This window comes from Paractinoplanes hotanensis, from assembly GCF_023717965.1.
In the GTDB taxonomy this organism is placed as follows: Bacteria; Actinomycetota; Actinomycetes; order Mycobacteriales; family Micromonosporaceae; genus Actinoplanes; species Actinoplanes polyasparticus.
Genome location: NZ_JAMQOL010000037.1, coordinates 22383 through 42209, shown reverse-complemented (window position 1 = coordinate 42209; position 19827 = coordinate 22383). Strand labels below are relative to the sequence as shown.

Annotated in this window: 11 protein-coding genes; 9 read left to right on the top strand and 2 right to left on the bottom strand. The window is 71.4% G+C overall.

Annotated features, from left to right (window positions below):
• The first annotated feature begins 66 nt into the window (after positions 1-66).
• Entirely contained in the window at positions 67-1215 is a 1149-nt protein-coding gene (locus tag LXN57_RS25455; protein WP_251800730.1) for a M50 family metallopeptidase, read from the top strand.
• An 8-nt stretch (positions 1216-1223) separates the two neighbouring features.
• Here LXN57_RS25455 and LXN57_RS25450 read toward each other — a convergent pair whose 3' ends face one another.
• Positions 1224-2099: an SMP-30/gluconolactonase/LRE family protein gene (locus LXN57_RS25450; RefSeq protein ID WP_251800729.1), complete on the bottom strand. Its 876-nt coding sequence runs from the start codon at positions 2097-2099 to the stop codon at positions 1224-1226.
• Between the two features lie 196 nt (positions 2100-2295).
• Here LXN57_RS25450 and LXN57_RS25445 point away from each other — a divergent pair, with 196 nt between their 5' ends.
• Genes LXN57_RS25445 through LXN57_RS25425 form a run of 5 tightly spaced genes read left to right on the top strand, consistent with a single transcriptional unit; the run spans position 2296 to position 10725 of the window.
• Entirely contained in the window at positions 2296-6189 is a 3894-nt protein-coding gene (locus LXN57_RS25445) for a Pls/PosA family non-ribosomal peptide synthetase (RefSeq protein ID WP_251800728.1), read from the top strand.
• On the top strand, positions 6186-7514 hold the full coding sequence (locus LXN57_RS25440; RefSeq protein WP_251800727.1) for a M1 family metallopeptidase: 1329 nt from the start codon (positions 6186-6188) through the stop codon (positions 7512-7514). Before LXN57_RS25445 ends, LXN57_RS25440 begins: the two co-directional genes overlap by 4 nt.
• Before the next feature lie 32 nt (positions 7515-7546).
• Positions 7547-8365, top strand: a complete 819-nt coding sequence (locus LXN57_RS25435; protein ID WP_251800726.1) for a hypothetical protein — start codon at positions 7547-7549, stop codon at positions 8363-8365.
• Positions 8366-8415: 50 nt separating this feature from the next.
• Entirely contained in the window at positions 8416-9582 is a 1167-nt protein-coding gene (locus LXN57_RS25430; protein ID WP_251800724.1) for a PP2C family protein-serine/threonine phosphatase, read from the top strand.
• Between the two features lie 9 nt (positions 9583-9591).
• The gene (locus LXN57_RS25425) at positions 9592-10725 is read left to right on the top strand and encodes a glutamate--cysteine ligase (RefSeq protein WP_251800723.1); all 1134 of its coding nucleotides are present in this window, start codon (positions 9592-9594) and stop codon (positions 10723-10725) included.
• Positions 10726-10737: 12 nt separating this feature from the next.
• Here the strand turns inward: LXN57_RS25425 and LXN57_RS25420 are convergent, their stop codons facing one another.
• On the bottom strand, positions 10738-12924 hold the full coding sequence (locus LXN57_RS25420; protein WP_251800721.1) for a putative bifunctional diguanylate cyclase/phosphodiesterase: 2187 nt from the start codon (positions 12922-12924) through the stop codon (positions 10738-10740).
• A 412-nt stretch (positions 12925-13336) separates the two neighbouring features.
• Between LXN57_RS25420 and LXN57_RS25415 the strand changes: the two genes are divergently transcribed.
• Genes LXN57_RS25415 through LXN57_RS25405 form a run of 3 tightly spaced genes read left to right on the top strand, consistent with a single transcriptional unit; the run spans position 13337 to position 19823 of the window.
• The gene (locus tag LXN57_RS25415; protein ID WP_251800720.1) at positions 13337-14389 is read left to right on the top strand and encodes a multicopper oxidase domain-containing protein; all 1053 of its coding nucleotides are present in this window, start codon (positions 13337-13339) and stop codon (positions 14387-14389) included.
• Positions 14386-18312 (top strand): ThuA domain-containing protein, encoded by a 3927-nt coding sequence (locus LXN57_RS25410; RefSeq protein ID WP_251800718.1) that lies wholly within the window; start codon positions 14386-14388, stop codon positions 18310-18312. Before LXN57_RS25415 ends, LXN57_RS25410 begins: the two co-directional genes overlap by 4 nt.
• Complete coding sequence (locus tag LXN57_RS25405) at positions 18309-19823, top strand: OmpL47-type beta-barrel domain-containing protein (protein WP_251800717.1); 1515 nt, start codon at positions 18309-18311, stop codon at positions 19821-19823. Before LXN57_RS25410 ends, LXN57_RS25405 begins: the two co-directional genes overlap by 4 nt.
• The last annotated feature ends 4 nt before the right edge of the window (positions 19824-19827 follow it).

The following is a 19827-nucleotide window of genomic DNA, read 5'->3' as shown; positions in this document are numbered from 1 at the left end:
CAACGTTTCGGGATCGTAAACTTTCCAATAGAAACTCGTCAATGGATGCTTCGGTACTATGCCCGGGTGCTCACGTACACCGCCGGATTTCTGCTGTTTCTGCTCGGCATCTGCCTCTCGCTCGCGTGGCACGAGGCGGGGCACATGCTCGCCGCGCGCGCGTTCGGCATGAAGGTGCGGCGCTTCTTCGTCGGTCGCGGCCCCACGGTGTTCTCGTTCCGCCGCGGCGAGACCGAGTACGGGCTGAAGGCCCTGCCGATCGGCGGTTTCTGCGACATCGCCGGGCTCACCAGCCTCGACGAGCTGAGCCCCGACGAACAGCGGCGCGCGATGTGGCGCTACCCGGCCTGGAAGCGCACGACGGTGATGCTGGCCGGCCCGGTCATGCACGTCGTGCTCGCGGTCGCGATCCTGTACGCCATGGCGGTCACCCTCGGCCTGCCGAACCTCAAGCCGGTGACCGAACCCGTGGTCGCGGCCACCTCATGCGTCGGCGCGGTCTGTCCCGCCGCCGAGGCCGGTCTGCGCCCGGGCGACCGGATCGAGGCCGTCGCCGGAGCGCCCACCCCGCTGTGGCGCGACGTCATCGCGGCCGTGCAGTCCGCCGACGGACCCACCGAAGTGACCGTCCGGCGCGACGGGTCGGCGCTGACGCTCACCGTCGACGTGGCCCGCGTGCCGCAGGCAGGCGGCGAGGTCGGCATGATGGGTGCGACTCCCGTGCCGCCGCCCGCCTATTTCCGGTACGACGCGATCGCCGCAACCGGCGCCACGGCGGCGTTCACCGGCGACCTGATCTCGGGCACGGTCACCCAGCTGGCCGCGTTCCCCGAACGGATTCCCGCGGTGGTCGAGGCGATCGGCGGCGAGCGCGACCCCGACACCCCGATCAGCATGGTCGGCGCCAGCCGCCTCGGCGGCGAGGCAGTCGAACGCGGCCTGTGGGGCACGTTCCTGCTGCTGCTGGTCAGCCTCAACCTGTTCCTGGCGGTGTTCAACCTGCTGCCGCTGCTGCCACTCGACGGCGCCCACATCGCGGTGGTGTGGTTCGAGCGAATTCGGGACGCCGTCCGTCGCCTGCGCGGCCGCCCCGCCGGCGGCCCGGTCGACTTCACGCGACTGGTCCCGGTCACCCTGGTGCTGATGGCCATCGGCGGTGTGGTGATGGCCCTGACCATCACCGCCGACATCGTCAACCCGATCCGGCTGTCGTAGGCCCGGGGTCAGGCGGCGGGCACGGTGACCGGGACGGCGATCACGCTGCCCTCGGTGGCGGCGCGGCGGGCGTGTTCGAAGAAGTCGGGGGCGGCGCAGGCGAACAGGGTCGTGCCGCTCAGTGCGCAGGCGTAGACGTTCGTGCCGGGCCGTACCTCGTCGGTGATGGTGCCGCCCTCGACCACCCGGATCAGGCGGCCGCCGACGGCGTCGGCCACCCACAGGGCACCCTCGGCGTCGAGGCAGGCGCCGTCGGGCGCCACCGTGAGCTGGGCGATCGCCCCGGCCACGGTGAGGTCGGTGGGCAGGGGGCCGAACTCGGCCCAGATCCGGCGGTTGACCAGGGTGCCGTCCGGCGTCAGGTCGAAGGCGGTGATCCGGTTGCCGAAGGTCTCGTTGACCAGCACCGTGCCGCCGGGGGTGAGGGCGATGGCGTTGGGAAACCAGAGGCCGGTCGCCAGCTCGGTCACCGTGCCGTCGGGGTCGGCGCGGTGCAGTGCGGCCGGCTCGATCGGGTCGCCGGCCATCAGGTCGAAGCCGAAGTTCCCGACGTACGCGCGGCCCTCGGCGTCGACCGCCATGTCGTTGAGGTGGCCGGTGGCGTGCCCGCTCAGGTCGGCGTGGGTGACGAGGGTGCCGTCGGGCTCGCGGCGCAGGATGCGACGGTCGCGCATCGACACGATGAGGAGCCGGCCGTCGGGCAGCCAGCCGAGCCCGGACGGCTGCTGCTCCACGGTCGCCTCGAGGCGCAGGTCGGCGCCGTCCGCGCGGGCCGACATGACCCGGGACGAATAGAAGTCGGAGAACCACAGCCGCCCCTCGTGCCAGCGGGGCGCCTCGGTGAAGGTGAAGCCGTCGAGCACGGTGGTGACCTTGTCCGTCATCGCCCGATGATGTGCCCGCACCGGGCCCGCACGCAAGGACCGTCGTGACCGGGCCGGTCCGTGTGGTGGTGGACACGTATTGGTCATTCACTCGTCATCGTTCATCTTCTGCCCGTAACTTTGAGCGCTGCCCCCGGGTGGCTCGCTGCCGTGCGCCTGGCGACGGTGACGATGTGGTGGAGATGGAGTACGCCCGGTGACGGTGACGACCGACCTGCAACTGATCGACCTGCCCTCGTTCGGCGTCGCACCGGAGGCTCCGGCCCTGTTCCGGTCGCGGTCGGCGCCGCTGCGGCGCACCCTGGTCGACATCTTCGACGCCACCGTGCAGGCGCACGCGAACAGCCGGGCCATCGACGCCGGCGGCGCGACTCTCACCTACCGCGAGCTGGCCGACGAGGTCGAGAAGCTGCGGGCAACCCTCAGCGGGCACGGCGTGGGCGCGGGCGACCGGGTCGGGATCCGGGTCTCCTCCGGCACGGCCGACCTCTACCTCGCCATCCTCGGCGTGCTGGCGGCCGGCGCGGCCTATGTGCCGGTCGACGCGGACGACCCCGAGGAGCGCGCAGAGCTGGTCTTCGCCGAGGCGGGCGTGGCGGCGGTGCTCGGCGACGGGCTGAGCGTGACGATGCGCCGTCCACCCGAAGAAGAAAGCCGTACGCCCGAAGAAGGCCGTACGCCCGAAGAAGAAAGCGGAAAGACCGGTCGGCCCGGACCGGACGACGACGCCTGGATCATCTTCACCTCCGGCTCCACCGGCACCCCGAAGGGCGTGGCCGTCACGCATGCCGCGGCCGCCGCGTTCGTCGACGCCGAGGCCCAACTGTTCCTGGCCGACGACGACGCCGAGTCGATCGGGCCGCGCGACCGGGTGCTGGCCGGGCTTTCCGTGGCCTTCGACGCCTCGTGCGAAGAGATGTGGCTCGCCTGGCGGCACGGCGCCTGCCTGGTGCCGGCCGCGCGGTCGCTCGTGCGCAGCGGCGTCGACCTCGGCCCGTGGCTGGCCGAGCAGCGGATCACTGTCGTCTCGACCGTGCCCACCCTGGCCGCGCTGTGGCCGGTGGAGGCGCTCGACGACGTCCGGCTGCTGATCTTCGGGGGCGAGGCCTGCCCGCCCGAGCTCGCGGAACGGCTCGCCGTCGAGGGGCGCGAGGTCTGGAACACGTACGGCCCGACCGAGGCCACCGTGGTGGCCTGCGCGGCCCGGCTGACCGGCGAGGGCCCGGTGCGCATCGGCCTGCCGCTCGCGGGCTGGGAGCTGGCCGTGGTCGGCCCGGCCGGCGCGCCGGTGGCGATGGGCGGGACGGGCGAGCTGGTGATCGGTGGCGTCGGCCTGGCCCGCTACCTCGACGCCGCCAAGGACGCCGAGAAGTTCGCGCCCCTGCCCTCGCTGGGCTGGGAGAGGGCGTACCGCAGCGGCGACATCGTGCGCGCCGAACCCGCGGGGCTGCTGTTCCTGGGCCGCGGCGACGAGCAGGTCAAGCTGGGCGGGCGCCGGATCGAGCTGGGCGAGGTCGACGCCGCGCTGCAGGCGCTGCCGGGTGTGGCCGGCGCGGCCGCCGCGATCAAGCGCACCGCCGCCGGCAACCAGCTGCTCGTGGGGTACGTCGTGGCGCGCGAAGGCTTCGACGCTGCCGCTGCGGCTCTGCGCATCCGGGAACAGCTGCCGGCCGCCCTCGTGCCGCTGCTGGCCGAGGTGGACGACCTGCCGACCCGTACCTCCGGGAAGGTCGACCGGGCGGCGCTGCCCTGGCCGCTGACCACGGGCTCGGGCACGGCCGAGGCCGAGCTGACCGCGACCCAGGCCTGGCTGGCCGACGGCTGGGAGCAGATTCTCGGCGTACGTCCCGCTGCGGCCGACGCCGACTTCTTCAGCAACGGCGGCAGCAGCCTCAACGCGGCGCAGCTGGTGGCCTGGATCCGCCGGGCCCACCCGCAGGTGGCGGTGGCCGACGTCTATCAGCACCCCCGGCTGTCGCAGATGGCCGCCGCGCTCGACGCGCTTGTCGCCACCGAGACGGTTCGCCGCGAGGTGCGGCCGACGCCGCGCTCGGCCGGCTTCGTCCAGGGCCTGCTCATGCTGCCGATGGTCGCGCTCGTCGGGCTGCGCTGGCTCACCGTCCTGGCCGCACTGGCCAACCTGGTGAGCTGGGCGCCGCACGTCTCCTGGTGGTGGATCGCGGCGAGCTGGCTGGTGCTGTTCAGCCCGCCCGGCCGCATCGCTGTCGCGGCCGGCGGCATCCGGTTGCTGCTGCGCGGCGTCGGCAAGGGCGACTATCCCCGCGGCGGCCGGGTGCACCTGCGGCTGTGGGCGGCGGAGCGGCTGGCCGAGCTGACCGGCGCCACCAGCGTCACCGGGGCCAGCTGGATGATCACCTACGCCAAGGCGCTCGGCGCGCAGATCGGCCCGGACGTCGACCTGCACTCCGCCCCGCCGGTCACCGGCCTACTCAAGCTGGGCCGGGGCGCGGCCGTCGAGCCCGAAGTCGACCTGTCCGGCTACTGGGTCGACGGCGACATCGTGCGGGTCGGCAAGGTGCGGATCGGCGCCGGGGCCCGGGTCGGCGGCCGGAGCACGATCATGCCCGGCGCCCGGATCGGCAAGAACGCGCACATCAGCGCCGGCTCGACCGTGACCGGCGCGGTCGCGGCCGGCAAACGGTGGCCCGGCAAGTCGGACGGGGTGACGTGGCCGTCCCAGCGACCCCCGCGCCGGTCCCGGTTCTGGGTGGTCGCCTACAGCCTGACCGCTCAGCTGCTCGGGCTGCTGCCGGTGGTGGCCGCGCTCCCCGCCCTCGCGCTGCTCGGATGGACGCTCGCCGACGGGCCCGACCTCGGCGCCGCGCTGCTGATGGCGCCGGCGGCGGCGGTCGCCTGGTTCCTGTCGTACGCGCTGCTCGTGCTCGTGGCGGTCCGGGCGCTCGGCATCGGGCTGCGCGCGGGCTGTCACCCCGTACGGGGAAGGATCGCCTGGCAGGTCTGGACGACCGAGCGGCTGATGGGGATGGCCCGGATCGCGTTGTTCCCGATCTACGCCAGCCTGTTCACGCCGGTGTGGCTGCGGCTGCTCGGCGCCAGGATCGGGCGTAACGCGGAGCTGTCCACGGTGCTGGCGGTGCCGTCGATGACGACCGTCGAGGACGGCGCGTTCCTGGCCGACGACACGATGGTGGCCACCTACGAGCTGAACAACGGCTGGCTGCGGGTCGCTCCGGCCCGGATCGGCAAGCAGGCGTTCCTCGGCAACTCCGGCATCGCCGCCTCCGGCCGTACGGTGCCCAAGCGCGGCCTGGTCGGCGTGCTCTCGTCGGCGCCGCGCAAGGCCAAGAAGGGCTCGTCGTGGCTGGGCGCCCCGCCCATGCCGCTGCGCCGCACGGTCGAGGCGGGCGACGCCGGCCGTACCTACGAGCCGCCGCTGCGGCTCAAGCTGGCCCGCGCCGCGATCGAACTGTGCCGGATCATTCCGGTGATGCTCGCCGTCGCCCTGGCCGTCCTGGTCGTGGCCGCGGTCGAGCAGGTCTGGAGCGCCTTCGGGCTGGGGGCGGCCGCGCTGGCCGCCGGACCGGCGCTGTTCGCCGCCACGATCGCCGGCGCGCTGCTCGCCACCGCCGCCAAGTGGCTGCTGGTCGGGCGGTTCCGGGTCGCCGAGCACGCGCTGTGGACCTCGTTCGTCTGGCGCAACGAGCTCGCCGACACGTTCGTCGAGGTGCTCGTCGCGCCCTGGCTGTTCCGCTTCGCGACCGGCACACCCCTGCTGAACCTGTGGCTGCGCACGGTCGGCGCCAAGATCGGGCGCGGCGCGTGGCTGGAGACCTTCTGGCTTCCCGAGTACGACCTCGTGCGGCTCGGGCCGGGGGCCACGGTCAACCGGGGGTGCGTGGTGCAGACCCACCTGTTCCATGATCGGATCATGGCCATGGACGAGGTGACTCTGGGCGCGGGCGCGACGCTCGGCCCGCACGGGATCGTGCTGCCCGGCGCCGGCATCGGTGCGCGCACCACGGTAGGACCCGGCTCGCTGGTGACCCGCGGCGACGCGGTGCCGGCCGACAGCCGGTGGCTGGGGAACCCGATCGCGAACTGGTTATGACCCCTCCGGGCGTCGACCACTCGTCCGACTCGTACCTTCCCGGGCACGGCAACGGCGGGTACCGCGTGCTGCGGTACGACCTCGACCTCGACTACCGCGTCGTCTCCAACCGGCTCGCCGGGAAGGCGACGATCACCGCGCAGACGGTGCAGGGCCTGTCCCGGTTCAGCCTCGACCTGGGCCAGTTCCGGATCCAGGACGTCCGGGTCGACGGGCGGCGCGCGACGTTCACGCACCGGGCCGGCAAGCTGCGCGTCAAACCGGAGAAGCCGATCGGCTACGGCGCGACGTTCAAGGTCGAGGTCCGGTACGCCGGCACGCCCGTGCCGATCTCGGGCCGCTGGGGCGACATCGGCTGGGACGAACTGACCGACGGCGTGCTCGTGGCGAGCCAGCCGATCGGGGCGCCGTCCTGGTTCCCGTGCAACGACCGCCCCGACGACAAGGCCACGTTCCTGGTGACCCTCACCGCGGCCACGCCGTACACGGTGGTGGTGACCGGCGACCTCGTCTCCAAGCGGCGCGGGGCGGGCACCACCACGTGGGTCTTCGAGCGCAACGAGCCCACCGCGCCCTACCTGATGAGCGTCCAGATCGGCCGGTACGAGCTGGTCGACCTGGCCCCCGGGGGCGGCGTGCGGCAGCGGGCGGCGATCCCGCCCCGCCTGCGCCCGGTCTTCCGGCACGACTTCGGCCGGCACGGCGAGATCATGTCGGCGTGCGAGCGCCTGTTCGGGCCGTACCCCTTCCGCGAGTACGTCGTGGTGGTGGCCGACGACGACCTCGACGACCCGGTCGAGGCGCAGGGCATGGCCGTCTTCGGCCGCAACCACCTCGACGGGCGGCGCACCCACGAGCGGCTGGTCGCCCACGAGCTGGCCCACCAGTGGTTCGGCAACAGCCTCACGGTGGCCGACTGGCGCCACATCTGGCTGAACGAGGGCTTCGCGACGTATGCCGAGTGGCTGTGGTCCAGCGTCTCGGGTGGCCCGTCGGCCGACATCCACGCCGCCCGCTGGCACATCTGGCTGCTGGCCCACCCAGCCACCGTCAGCATCGCCGACCCCGGCGTGGACCGGATGTTCGACCCGCTGGTCTACAAGCGCGGCGCCCTCACGTTGCACGCCCTGCGCACGACGATCGGCGACGCCGCGTTCTTCGCCCTGCTGCGCTCGTGGGTGGCCGAGAACCAGCACCGCACGGTGACCACCGACCAGTTCCGCCGCCACGCCCAGCGCTTCTCCGCCGCACCGCTGGACGACCTGTTCACCGCCTGGCTGGACCGCCCGGCGCTTCCCCCACTACCGCGCACTCCCATGGGATGATGCGGGTCGCCTGACGGGGGAGTGGAGCGAGGATGGCGCCGGCGCTGTATGTGGCCCACGACGACAAGCTGGTGATCGTGTCGACCCTTCCGCTCGAGATCGTCGGTGGCCGGGGCGTGACCTTCGGCTGGGGCAGTGTCCTCGAAGTCACCCCGGCCGATCCGCCGGGTGACCTGGGTCCGATGACCGGGGTGGTCTTGGGGCTCGGGGTCGTCGGCGCGGCCCTGCTGCTCGGGGGCGCCGCGGCGGTGGGCGGCGGCCTTCTTGTCATGGGCCTCGTGGCCGGTCTCGGCTCCGGCTGGCATCGCTGGCGCAAGCGGCCCGGAGTCATCTCGGCCCCGCAGCTGCAGAGCAACCGCGACCAGCACCACGTTCTGGTCGACGAGGCGGATCGGAAGGCGTTGTCGGACGCCATCGACCTGTGCCAGCGCACGTCGGAGACGTGGCCGTCGCTGGGGGCGCTCATCGATGTGCCGCTGGCCCAGCGACAGCTCGCGCACGCCCTGTTCGACCTGGCGGGAGCTCTGGAGAGGCGGCAGGAACTCCAGGAGCTGCACGCGGAGCTGGCCGAGCACGACGGCGCGTTCGAGCTGGCCCCGCGGATGGCGAAGGCCACCACCGCCCTGGCCGCGCTCGACGACGAGGTGGCCAGGCGCCTGGCCACGCTGAACACCGTGGCGGTGGCGGGCGAGGAGTTGATCCGCGACGAACAGATCGACGCGCTGGGTCGGCAGGCGGACGAGACGCTCGCCCGGCTGACCTCAGCCGAGCCGTCGACCGTCCCGGATGCCGGCTCCGAGCTGGCCGAACGCACCGAGGCCGTGCTGCGCGCCTACCGCGAACTCATGTGACGACCCGCCCGCCGCTGCGTTCCGGTCCGGCGGCGTGGAAGATGGGTCTGATGCTTGCTTCGATGGAGGCCGTGCGGCGGCTCATGGATCTGCGACACCGGGGGCGGGCTGAAGACCTGCCGGCGGTGCTGGCGGCGGCCGCGCCCCTGCTCGGGGCCGAGGCGGCGATCGTGCTGCTGGTCGACTACGCGCAGGAGGCTCTGCACCCGTTGCGCGGGACTGTTCCCGATCGGGTGACGTCCTCGGCCGTCGACGGGACGCCGGCCGGGCTGGCCTTCACCACGGCCCGGCAGCAGTGGGCCGACGGGGTCCTCTGGCTGCCGTTGCTGCACGGCTCGGAGCGGCTCGGGGTGCTGGAGTTCCAGGTCGAGGACTATCCGTCGGAGTCGGTCCGGCACGACCTCGAAGTGATCGCGGCGCTGGTCGCCGAGCTGATCGCCAGCCGGCGGTTCTACGGCGACGCGGTCGAGCACACCCGGCGGCGGCTGCCCATGCAGCTGGCGGCGGAGATCATCTGGAACCAGCTGCCGCCGCTGACCTTCGCCGTGGACGGCACCATGGTCACGGCCGTGCTCGAGCCCTGTTACGACGTCGGGGGCGACGCCTTCGACTACGCCGCGAACGGGGACATTCTGCACGTCGCGCTGTTCGACACGGTCGGTCACGGGATCAGCGCCAGCGCCCTGACCACGTTGACGTTGAACACCTACCGCAATGCCCGCCGGTCGGGGCTGTCCCTGACCGACACGTACCGGTCGATCGACAAGTGGATCCGTTCGCAGTACCCCGCCGCGTTCGTCACGGCGCTGCTGGCCGAGCTGGACATGGAGACCGGGGCGTACCGCCGGATCAGCGCCGGCCATCCGGCCGAGCTGCTGCTGCGGGACGGGCGGTCGCTGCCCTCGCTGCCCACGCCGAACGCGCTGCCGCTCGGCCTCGGCGCCATGCTGGGGCGGCCACCGACAGTGATCGAGCAGCAGCTGGAGCCGGGGGACACGCTGGTGCTCTACACCGACGGCATCACCGAGGCCCGGGACGCCGCCGGGACGCTCTTCGGGGCCGAGCGGCTCAGCGAGTTCCTGATCGGCGCGATGCGGGACGGCGCCCCGGCTCCCGAGACGATGCGCCGCCTGATCCAGACCATCGTCTCGTACGAGGCGGGCGAGCTCCGCGACGACGCCACGGCGGCCATGCTGCAATGGCGCCGTCATCCGTAGAGTTGGCCCATGGGAATCGACTTCGCCCCATCGGAAAGATCGCGCCTAGGGGTCGAGTGGGAGATCGCCTGCGTCGACCGGCGCAGCGGTGAGCTCAGCCCCGCGGCCCCGGAACTGCTGGCCAGACTCGGCAGCGCGGAGTCGTTCCCGCACGTCACCAACGAGCTGCTCACCAACACGGTCGAGGTGGTGAGCGCGCCCCAGCGGCGGGTGCGGGACGCCGTCGCCGATCTCACCCGGCTCGTCGACCGGGTGGCCGAGCTGGCCGAGCCGATGGGCGTCGACCTCATCTCGTCGGGCACCCACCCGTTCAGCCAGTGGTTCCAGCAGCAGGTGACGCCGGGCAAGCCGCGCTACGACACCCTGATCGACCGCACCCGCTGGTGGGGCCGGCAGATGATGATCTGGGGCGTGCACGTGCACGTCGCCGTGGAGGACCGGCGCAAGGTCCTGCCGATCATCGACGGGCTGCTCACCTACCTGCCGCACTTCCAGGCGCTGAGCGCGTCGAGCCCGTTCTGGGCGGGCGAGAACACCGGGTACGCCTCCAACCGGGCGCTGATGTTCCAGCAGCTGCCGACGGCCGGGTTGCCCCCGCAGTTCACCGAATGGCGGCAGTACGAGGCCCTGGTGGCCGACCTGCAGCACACGGGCGTCATCGAAGAGCTGAACGAGCTGCGCTGGGACATCCGCCCGTCGCCCCGATGGGGAACGATCGAGGTGCGTACGTTCGACGGCATCTCCACCGCGGGCGAGATCGGCGCGATCGCGGCTCTGACCCAGTGCCTGGTCGAGCACTTCTCCCGCGAGCTGGACGCCGGCCGCGAGGTGCCGATGCTCCAGCCGTGGTTCGTGCGCGAGAACAAGTGGCGGGCCGCCCGCTACGGCATGGAAGCCATCATCATCCAGAACACGGCCGGCGACGAGCTGCTGGTCACCAAGGACCTGGAGGAGCTGCTGCCGCTCCTGGCCCCGATCGCCGAGTCGCTGGACTGCGTGGGCGAACTGGCGAAGACGCAGGATGTCATCGACGGCGGCGCCAGCTATCAGCGCCAGCTCCGCGTGGCCGCCGCCAACAACGGCAGCCTCAAGGCCGTCGTCTCGTCCCTGGTGCGCGAACTGCGAGACGGCCACCGGGGCTGAGCGACCCCCTGCTCAGGCGGCCGGGAGGGGCTCGTCGAGCAGAAGTTCGATCGAGGCCGGGTCGACGGGACGGCCGAAGAGGAAGCCCTGGCCGAAGTCGCAGCCGAGGCGGCGCAGGGCCGTCCACTGGTCGTCGGTCTCGATGCCCTCGGCGACGGTCTGCATCCGCAGGGCCTGGCTCAGGCCGACCACGGCGTCGACCAGGGCTTTGTCCCCGTCGTCGGTGGCGACCTGGGTGACGAAGGCGCGGTCGATCTTGATGATGTCGACGGGCAGGCGCTTGAGGTAGTTGAGCGACGAGTAGCCGGTTCCGAAGTCGTCGATCGCCAGCCGCACGCCGAGCCGGCGCAGCGCGTGCAGGGTGTCGGTGGCCGCGTCGATGTCCTGCAGCAACATCGACTCGGTGATCTCCAGCGTGAGGCAGGCCGGGTCGACGCCGGACTCGGCCAGCGTGTCGCGGACGTCGGTCACCAGGGCCGGGTCCTGGAACTGGCGGGCCGACAGGTTGACGTTCATCTTGAAGCCGGGCCGCTGCCAGCGGGCCAGCTGCCGGAGCGACTCGCGCAGCACCCACCGGCCGAGCGGAACGATCAGCCCGCTCTCCTCGGCGGTGTCGATGAAGTGCTGCGGGGCGAGCAGTCCCCGCTCCGGGTGCTGCCAGCGGACCAGCGCCTCGACCCCGGTCAGCCGCTGGGTGGGCAGGTCGACCACGGGCTGGTAGTGGACGACGAACTGCTGTCCGGTCAGCGCCGTCTCCATCTCGGCGCGCAGCTGGGCCTCGTTGACCAGGCTGGCGTACATCTCGGGGTCGAAGAGCGCGTACGCGTTGCGCCCCTGACGTTTGGCCGCGTACATCGCCAGATCGGCGTTGCGCAGCAGCTCCTCGCCGCTCTCGCCGCCGGCTGCCACACCGATGCTGGCGGTGCGGCGGATCTCGTGGCCGGCGACGCTGATCGGCTTGCGCAGCTCGTGCAGCAGCCGTTCGGCCAGGGCGCCCGGGTCGCGGCCGTCGAGATCCTCGATGAGCACGGCGAACTCGTCCCCGCCGAGCCGGGCCAGCGTGTCGCCGGGGCGGACGTTGTCGCGCAGCCGGGCGGCCAGCGCGGTCAGCAGTTCGTCGCCGGCGCTGTGGCCGAGGTTGTCGTTGACGCTCTTGAAGTCGTCGAGGTCCACGAGCAGGACGGTCACGTCGGCGTCCCGGCGCGCGGTGGCGTGCTCGAGGCGGTCGCGGAACAGCGCGCGGTTGGACAGGCCGGTGAGCGGGTCGCAGAAGGCCTGCCGGCTCAGCTGCTGCTCGAGCGCCTTGCGCGGTCCGACGTCGCGGACGCTGAGCACGATCGCCTCGAGGTCGGGGTCGTGCAGGCAGTTCGTGCCGATCGCGTCGAGCAGGGCCCAGGAGCCGTCGGCCCGCCGCAGTCGCGTCTCGATCTCGGCCACCGTGCCCGGCGGCGACGAGCGCAAGGTCGCCATCCAGCCGCGCAACTGCGGCCGGTCGTCCGGGTGGGTGAGCGTGATGAGCAGCGTGCCGGTCACCGACTCGGGGGTGTGACCCAGCACCGTACGCATCGAAGGGGTGGCGTACCGGACCTTGTCGTTGCGGCCGATGGCGACGACCACCTCGGGGGAGTTCTGCAGCAGGGCTTCGGAGCGCCGTTCGGCGACGCGGCGCCGGTCGTCGAGCCGGCGCCGGTTGTGCGCGATGATCACGGTGATCAGCACGACGCAGCCCATGACCGACAGCAGACCGGCGACCAGCACCGAGCTCGTGCCCGGGTGACCGGGCAGCAGCGCGAAGAAGCCGGCCACCGCCAGCACCCCGAGGCCGGCCACCGCGCTGGCCGGGTAGAGGGCGGTGGCCAGGATGACGATCAGCATGGCGCACGGCAGGTAGTAGACGACGCCGTTGGGGTCGAAGTACGCGAGGAACGCGAGCGTGGGAATCTCCAGCACCCACCACACGAACAGTCCCGACCGTACCCGCGGGTGCCGCACCCACCGGCGCCAGGGCAGCGCGGCCAGGACCGCCTGAGCGAGAGCGGCCGCCGCGACCGGGATCGCCCACCACCGGCGTTCCGGCGCCCAGACGAAGACCACCTGCAGGGCGCCGAGCAGCGTGACCAGCGTGGCGATGAGCGCACCGACGCGGATCTGGCGGGTCCAGTAGTCGACCCCGTGATCGTCCAGGCGCGGTAGTGGCATGCCCCGTCCATCGGCAGCCGGACCGGCCGGCTGAGACCAATCTCCGGGCTGTCCGGCGAGGCGGTGGTCTGGAAGAGTGGACGGCTGCCGAGCGTGCAGTGGGCGCGAAAGTCGGCCGAGGGCATTGGTCTGCGCCAATGTTCGCCGAGCCAAAATGGGAACGCTCCCACGAGGGACTTTCCTCCGGAACGCCTTTACTTCCATCGATGTGCGTCATAAGTTGCTCACATCAGACCGAAGTTTTGATTTCTCTGAGAAAAGTCCGAAACACGCGCGTACGGCGGCCATGGCGGCGGCCGGCCGGACGCGGGCAGCGCCGTGCCCGGAAGCCGGCGGCTGCCGACAGGCGCCCGCACGCCCACCCTCGACAGCAATGGCGTTCCGGCCCGGCCGGTGACGTTGGAGGACGCGCATGAACGACAACGTTGTCAACCGGGACGGGGAGAACCATCTTCGCCGCCGTTCCCTGCTCGCCGCGGCCGGAGTGCTCGGCCTGACCGGCGGCGCGGTCGCGGTGACCCGGGGCGAGCCGGCCCGGGCCGCGGCCGCGGTCACCAAGAAGATCACGATCTATGCCGAGAACCTGCCGGGCGGGCTGATCGGCTACGGCCTGACCCGGGGCGGCGCCACGGTGCCGGGGCCGATTCTGGAGATGTACGAGGGCGACACGCTCGAGATCACCCTGGTCAACACGACCACCCAGCGGCTCTCCATCCACCCGCACGGCGTCGACTACAGCACCGAGTCGGACGGGTCGCCGTTCAACGACTCGTTCAACGCGCCGGGCGAGACCCGCACCTACACCTGGCGCTCGCACGAGATGACCACGGTGGCCGGACGCCGGTTCATGCCCGGCAGCGCCGGCTACTGGCACTACCACGACCACGCGCTGGGCACCGACCACGGCACCGGCGGCCTCGCCAAGGGGTTGTACGGCGCGCTGATCGTGCGGCGGCGGGGCGACGTCCTGCCCGACAAGCAGATCACCGTCGTGTTCAACGACATGCTCATCAACAACAGGACGGCGCCGAACACGCCGATGTTCGAGGCCAACCTGGGCCAGCGGGTGGAGTGGATCGCCATCGGCCACGGCAGCCTGTTCCACACCTTCCACCTGCACGCGCACCGCTGGGCCGACAACCGCACCGGCATGCTCGAGGGCCCGTCGGATCCCAGCTTGGTCATCGACAACAAGGACCTCAACCCGGGCAGCGCGTTCGGGTTCCAGGTGCTCGCCGGTGAGGCCGTGGGGCCGGGCGCGTGGATGTACCACTGCCACGTCCAGTCGCACTCGGACACCGGCATGGCCGGAATCTTCCTCGTACGCAACGCCGACGGCACCATGCCGCCCGGCGCGCAGGAGGCGATCGACCGGTTCCAGGGCCACCAGCACAAGGCGGCGTCCTCGGCGGCGGCCGCGACAGCAACGGCACCCACGCACGTACACGGAGGGACTGGCTCATGAGGCTCAGACCGGCCGCAGCGACGGCTTTGGCCGCGCTACTGGCGATCGGCATAGCGCCGCCCACACAGGCGGCGGCGACTCCGGAAGCCGCGAAGGCCGCGGCGCCCGCCAAACCCAAGGTTCTCGTCTTCTCGGGAACGGCGGCGGCGCAGCAGGACCCGGTGACCCGGGCGACCCAGACCATCAAGGAACTCGGCGCGGCTCAGGGGCTCGACGTCGCGTCGAGCACCGATCCGGCCGTGTTCAGTCCGGCCGGCCTGGCGGCGTACCGGGCCGTCGTCTTTCTCTCGGCCGACGGCGTGCCCCTGTCCGCCGGACAGGAAACCGCCCTCAAAGCCTTCGTGAACGCGGGCGGCGGCTTCCTCGGGGTCGGTGACGCGGCCCGGGCCCAGCTCGACTCGACCTGGTTCACCGGCCTGATCGGCACCCGTCCCGCCGGCGCCATCCCGGTCTCGCACCCGGTCGCGGCGGTCACCGCGAGCGGTGAGAACCCGCCGAACGAGACCGCGGTCAAGCTCAACGACGGCGACTCCGCCACCAAGTGGCTGGTGTTCGCGCCGACCGCCTGGATCCGGTACGAACTGGCCGCCCCGGCCCGGATCACCGGCTACGCCCTGACGTCGGCCAACGACTCGTCGGGCCGCGACCCCAAGGACTGGACCCTGCAGGGCTCGGCCGACGGACAGCAGTGGTCCGATGTGGACCGGCGTACGAATCAGACCTTCGGCGACCGCTTCCAGATCCGGCGCTTCGACGCGACCACGCCGGGCGACTACAAGTTCTATCGCCTGAACATCACGGCCAACAGCGGCGAACCGCTGACCCAGCTGGCCGACCTGCGGCTGTTCACCGGCAGCACAGAGACGCCGGCGCCGCCCGCGGTGAACCGGGCTGTGGTGAACATCCTCGACCGGCAGCACCCGGCGACCAAGGACCTGGCGCTGAACGTCACCCGTGAGGACCGCTGGTACAACTGGGCCACCAACCCGGTCGGCGCCGTGCACACGCTCGCGCAGGTCGAGGAGCGCCACTACAACCCGGGCCTGGGCTCGAACGGCCCGTTCCACCCGATCTCGTGGTGCCGTGACTACGACGGCGGGCGTTCCTTCTACACCGGCATGGGCCACACCGAGGGCTCGTACGGCGAGGAGGCGTTCCGCAAGCACTTGACCGGCGCGCTCGGCTGGACCAGCGGCATCGTCCGCGGTGACTGCCAGGCCACCATCGCCTCGAACTACAAAGTCGAGCGGCTCACCGCGACCAACCAGACCGGTCAGCTCGACCAGATCGGCGAGCCGCACGGCCTGACCATCGCTCCCGACGGCACTGTCTTCTACGTCGGCAAGGCCGCCTGCCCGACCGCGCCGGTCGTCCCGTGGACCGACCCGAACGTGGGCCTCGGCTGCGGCACCATCCACGCCTGGGACCCGGTCGCCAAGACGGCGAAGCTGCTCACCACCCTCAAGGTGATGGGACACCGGGGCAGCGGCGACGAGCTCCAGAAGAACGAGGAGGGCCTGCTCGGCATCGTGCCGGACCCGAAGTTCTCGGAGAACGGCCACCTGTTCGTCTACTGGATGCCGCACGAGTCGATCGACCGCGACAAGCGGATCGGCCAGCGCACGGTCTCCCGGTTCACCTACGACAGAACCACCAAGACGATCGACCAGTCCACCCGCAAGGACGTCCTCAAGTGGCCGGTGCAGATCCACAGCTGCTGCCACGCGGGCGGCGGCATGGCGTTCGACGCCAAGGGGAACCTGTACGTCGGCTCAGGTGACAGCAACTCCTCGGGCGGCTCCAGCGGCTACTCGGGCAACAACTGGACGCAGGACTGGCAGGGCGTCTCCTTCCAGGACGCGCGCCGCACCTCGGGTAACACCAACGACCTGAACGGCAAGATTCTCCGTATCCACCCGGAGGCGGACGGGACGTACACGATCCCGCCGGGCAACCTGTTCCCGCCGGGAACAGCGAAGACGCTTCCCGAGATCTACGTGATGGGTGTCCGCAACATCTCGCGCCTGCAGATCGACCCGAAGACCCAGTGGCTGACCGCCGCCTGGGTCGGGCCGGACGCCTCGGCGCCCAGCCCGGAGCTCGGCCCGGCGAAGTACGAGACGGCCACGATCATCACCGAGGCCGGCAATCACGGCTGGCCGTTCTGCATGGGCAACCGGCAGCCCTACCGCGACCGCAGCAACACCGATGCGTCGCAGCTGACCGGCTGGTACGACTGCGACGCCCCGAAGAACAACTCGCCGCGCAACACCGGCCTGGTGGACCTGCCGCCGGTCAAGGACAACATGATCTGGTACTCGCCGGACGGCGGCGGCCCGGTCTTCCCGAAGCGCGAGGGCAGCGACATCCCGACCTACAAGGCCGCGGATGCCACCTACACCCAGCCCTACCTGCGCGGCGGCGGCCAGGCGGTCATGTCGGGCCCGACCTACCACCGCGACCTGGTCGACCCGAAGAGCACGGTGGCGTGGCCGTCGTACTGGAACGACAAGTGGTTCATCGGCGACCAGTCGAACTCCGCGAACCGCGTCGCGGTCACCGTCGACCCGGACGGCGTCTCGACCGGCAAGCCCCCCGTGCACGCCGAGACGCTTCGCGCGATCATCCCGGCGGGCGGCAGCAGCACCACGCTGCAGTCCTGGATGGACGCCAAGTTCGGCCCGGACGGCGCGCTCTACCTGCTCGACTACGCGGGCGGCTTCTTCAGCCTGCACGCCAACCAGAAGTTGATCCGGGTCACCTACCAGGGCGGGGCGCACACGCCGGCGCCGAGCGCGACGTCGGTGGCGGTGCAGAACAAGCCGCTCACGGTGGCCTTCAACGGATCCCGCTCGGGCGGGCTGTCGTACAAGTGGACGTTCGGCGACGGCGGCACCTCGACCGAGGCCAACCCCACCCACACGTACGCCGAGGTCGGGAAGTACACGGCGACACTGACCATCACTTACGCGGGCGGGGTCACGTCCACCGTTTCAACGGCGGTCACTGTCGGCTGCGCAGTGCCGGACACGTCCACGACCGTACGGCTGGACGCCGTTGACACTGGGGTAGCCAACCGGGTCGTGGGCGAGGGCTGCACGATCGACGACCTCATCGACGACGAGAGCACCTGGGCCACGCACGACGCGTTCGTCCGCCACGTCACGGCGGTCGCCTCCTCGTTGAAGGCCGACGGCGTGGTGAACGACCGTGAAGCGGGCGCTCTGACCCGGTTCGCGGCGTCCTCGAAGATCGGCACCGCCGGCCACACCGGCTACGTGTCCATCTACAACGGCACGCCGGAATCGCTGCAGGACTGGGCGCAGGCGCCGACCGGCCAGTTCACGATCCAGCCCGACGGGTCGCTGCGACCCAGCGGCGGGCTCGGAATGCTGTATTACACGAAGCCCTTCAAGGACTTCTCAGTCACGATGCAGTTCCGCGACGTCGCTCCCGGCACGGGCCGGGCCAACACCGGAGTCTTCACCCGCTTCCCCGACCCGCGGATCCCGCTCGACCAGCGGCCGGACGGAAGCTGCGGCACGGTCGGTTCGGCCCGCACCTCGCAGGCCTGGGTGGCCATCTACTGCGGCCACGAGATCCAGATCTACGACGGCGAGACCGGCGAGACCCAGAAGACCGGCTCGATCTACAACTTCGATCCCAACCCGCTCTCGGCGGCCGGCGCCACGCCCAAGAACGTGTGGAACCGGTACGAGATCAAGGTCGTCGGCCAGCACTACACGATCATCCGCAACGGCACGGTCATCAACGAGTTCGACAACACGCCGGGCAAGCAGAGCTCGCGCGCCGGCGACCCACCGACCGACCTGCGGCAGTTCACGGAAGGACTGATCGGACTGCAGAACCACGGCGACAACGACATCGCGGAGTTCCGTGACATCCGGGTGCGTGCCCTGTGAAACGAATCCTCGTCGTACTCCTCGGATTGCTGCTGACCTTCACCCTGGCCCCGGCCCTGCCCGCGGCGGCCGCCCAGACGCTGAACTGGACGGCCGACGGCGACGTCACCCGATACAAGTCGGCGCCGGCCACCGCCGGCGCCGGCGAGACCACCATCGTGTTCGAGAACAGCGTGGCGACCGGCAACAACGTCGGCATGCCGCACACGCTCACCTTCGACACGTCGACGCCGGGCTACAACCACGACGTCACGCTCAACATCCTGGCCAACCCGTTCGACGCCAACGACGGGCGGCACGAGGCGACCGTCACCCTGACCCCGGGGCGCTACCGCTACTTCTGCGCCATTCCCGGTCACGGCACGATGGTCGGCGAGTTCGTGGTCACCGACGGCAACCCCGATCCGGACACGACGCCGCCGACCGTCACGGCGGCTGCGGCCGGAACGCAGGACGGGGACGGCAACTATGTCGGCTCGGCGACCGTCACGGTCACCGCGTCCGACAGCGGGTCGGGCGTCGACACCGTCGAGTACTCGCTCGACAACGCGGCGTTCCAGGCCTACACCGCGCCGGTGGCGGTGACGGCGGTCGGCACGCACAGCTTCCGCTACCGGGCCACCGACAACGACGGCAACGTCTCCGCGATCGGGACGCTGTCGTTCGCGGTGGTCGAGCCGGAGCCGGACGAGGACGTGACGCCACCGACGGTCAACCACGCATTGGCCGGTACGCAGGACGACGAGGGCAACTACCTCGGGCAGGCCACCGCCACCCTGACCGCCGGCGACGCCGACTCGGGCGTGGCCCGCATCGAGTATTCGCTCGACGGCGGGGCCTTCACGGCGTACGCGAACCCGGTTGTCGTCAGCACGCCCGGGATGCACATGCTGCACTACCGGGCGACCGACAACGCCGGCAACACCTCGGCCGAGCAGATGGCCCACTTCACGGTGCTGCCCGCCGAAGAGCCGGACACCACGCCGCCCACGGTTCTGGCCGAGGTCGACGGGGAGCAGAACGACAACGGCGGATACCTCGGCTCGGCCACCGTCACCGTGACGGCGAACGACACCGAGTCGGAGGTGGCCTCGATCGAGTACGCCCTCGACGCGGGCGCCTGGACCGCCTACACCACGCCGGTCGTGGTCAGCGGGCTCGGGGCGCACACGGTCAAGGCCCGGGCGACCGACACGGCGGGCAACCGGTCGGCCGAGAAGTCGGTGGCGTTCACCGTCGTGTCCTCCGGCGGAGGCGAGGCCTGCGAGGTTCCCGACACCCGCGCCACCGTGGTGATCGACGGTGACGACACGGGCGTCAGCAACTACCCGCTGGCCGACGGGTGCACCGTCAACGACAAGATCGCCGAGCACGGCGAGTACCGCGACCACGCCGCGTTCGTGCGGCACGTCGAGACCGTCACGGCCGCGCTGGTCACCGGCGGCACCCTCACCAAACGGCAGCAGGGCACGATCGTCCGCGCCGCCGCCCGATCCGACATCGGCTCATGAGAGG

Excerpts from the sequence above, each read along its gene's own strand:
- LXN57_RS25410 (WP_251800718.1), top strand. The coding sequence starts at position 14,386 with ATGAGGCTCAGACCGGCCGCAGCGACGGCTTTGGCCGCGCTACTGGCG.
- LXN57_RS25450 (WP_251800729.1), bottom strand. The coding sequence starts at position 2,099 with ATGACGGACAAGGTCACCACCGTGCTCGACGGCTTCACCTTCACCGAG.
- LXN57_RS25435 (WP_251800726.1), top strand. The coding sequence starts at position 7,547 with ATGGCGCCGGCGCTGTATGTGGCCCACGACGACAAGCTGGTGATCGTG.
- LXN57_RS25430 (WP_251800724.1), top strand. The coding sequence starts at position 8,416 with ATGCTTGCTTCGATGGAGGCCGTGCGGCGGCTCATGGATCTGCGACAC.
- LXN57_RS25425 (WP_251800723.1), top strand. The coding sequence starts at position 9,592 with ATGGGAATCGACTTCGCCCCATCGGAAAGATCGCGCCTAGGGGTCGAG.
- LXN57_RS25420 (WP_251800721.1), bottom strand. The coding sequence starts at position 12,924 with ATGCCACTACCGCGCCTGGACGATCACGGGGTCGACTACTGGACCCGC.
- LXN57_RS25415 (WP_251800720.1), top strand. The coding sequence starts at position 13,337 with ATGAACGACAACGTTGTCAACCGGGACGGGGAGAACCATCTTCGCCGC.
- LXN57_RS25440 (WP_251800727.1), top strand. The coding sequence starts at position 6,186 with ATGACCCCTCCGGGCGTCGACCACTCGTCCGACTCGTACCTTCCCGGG.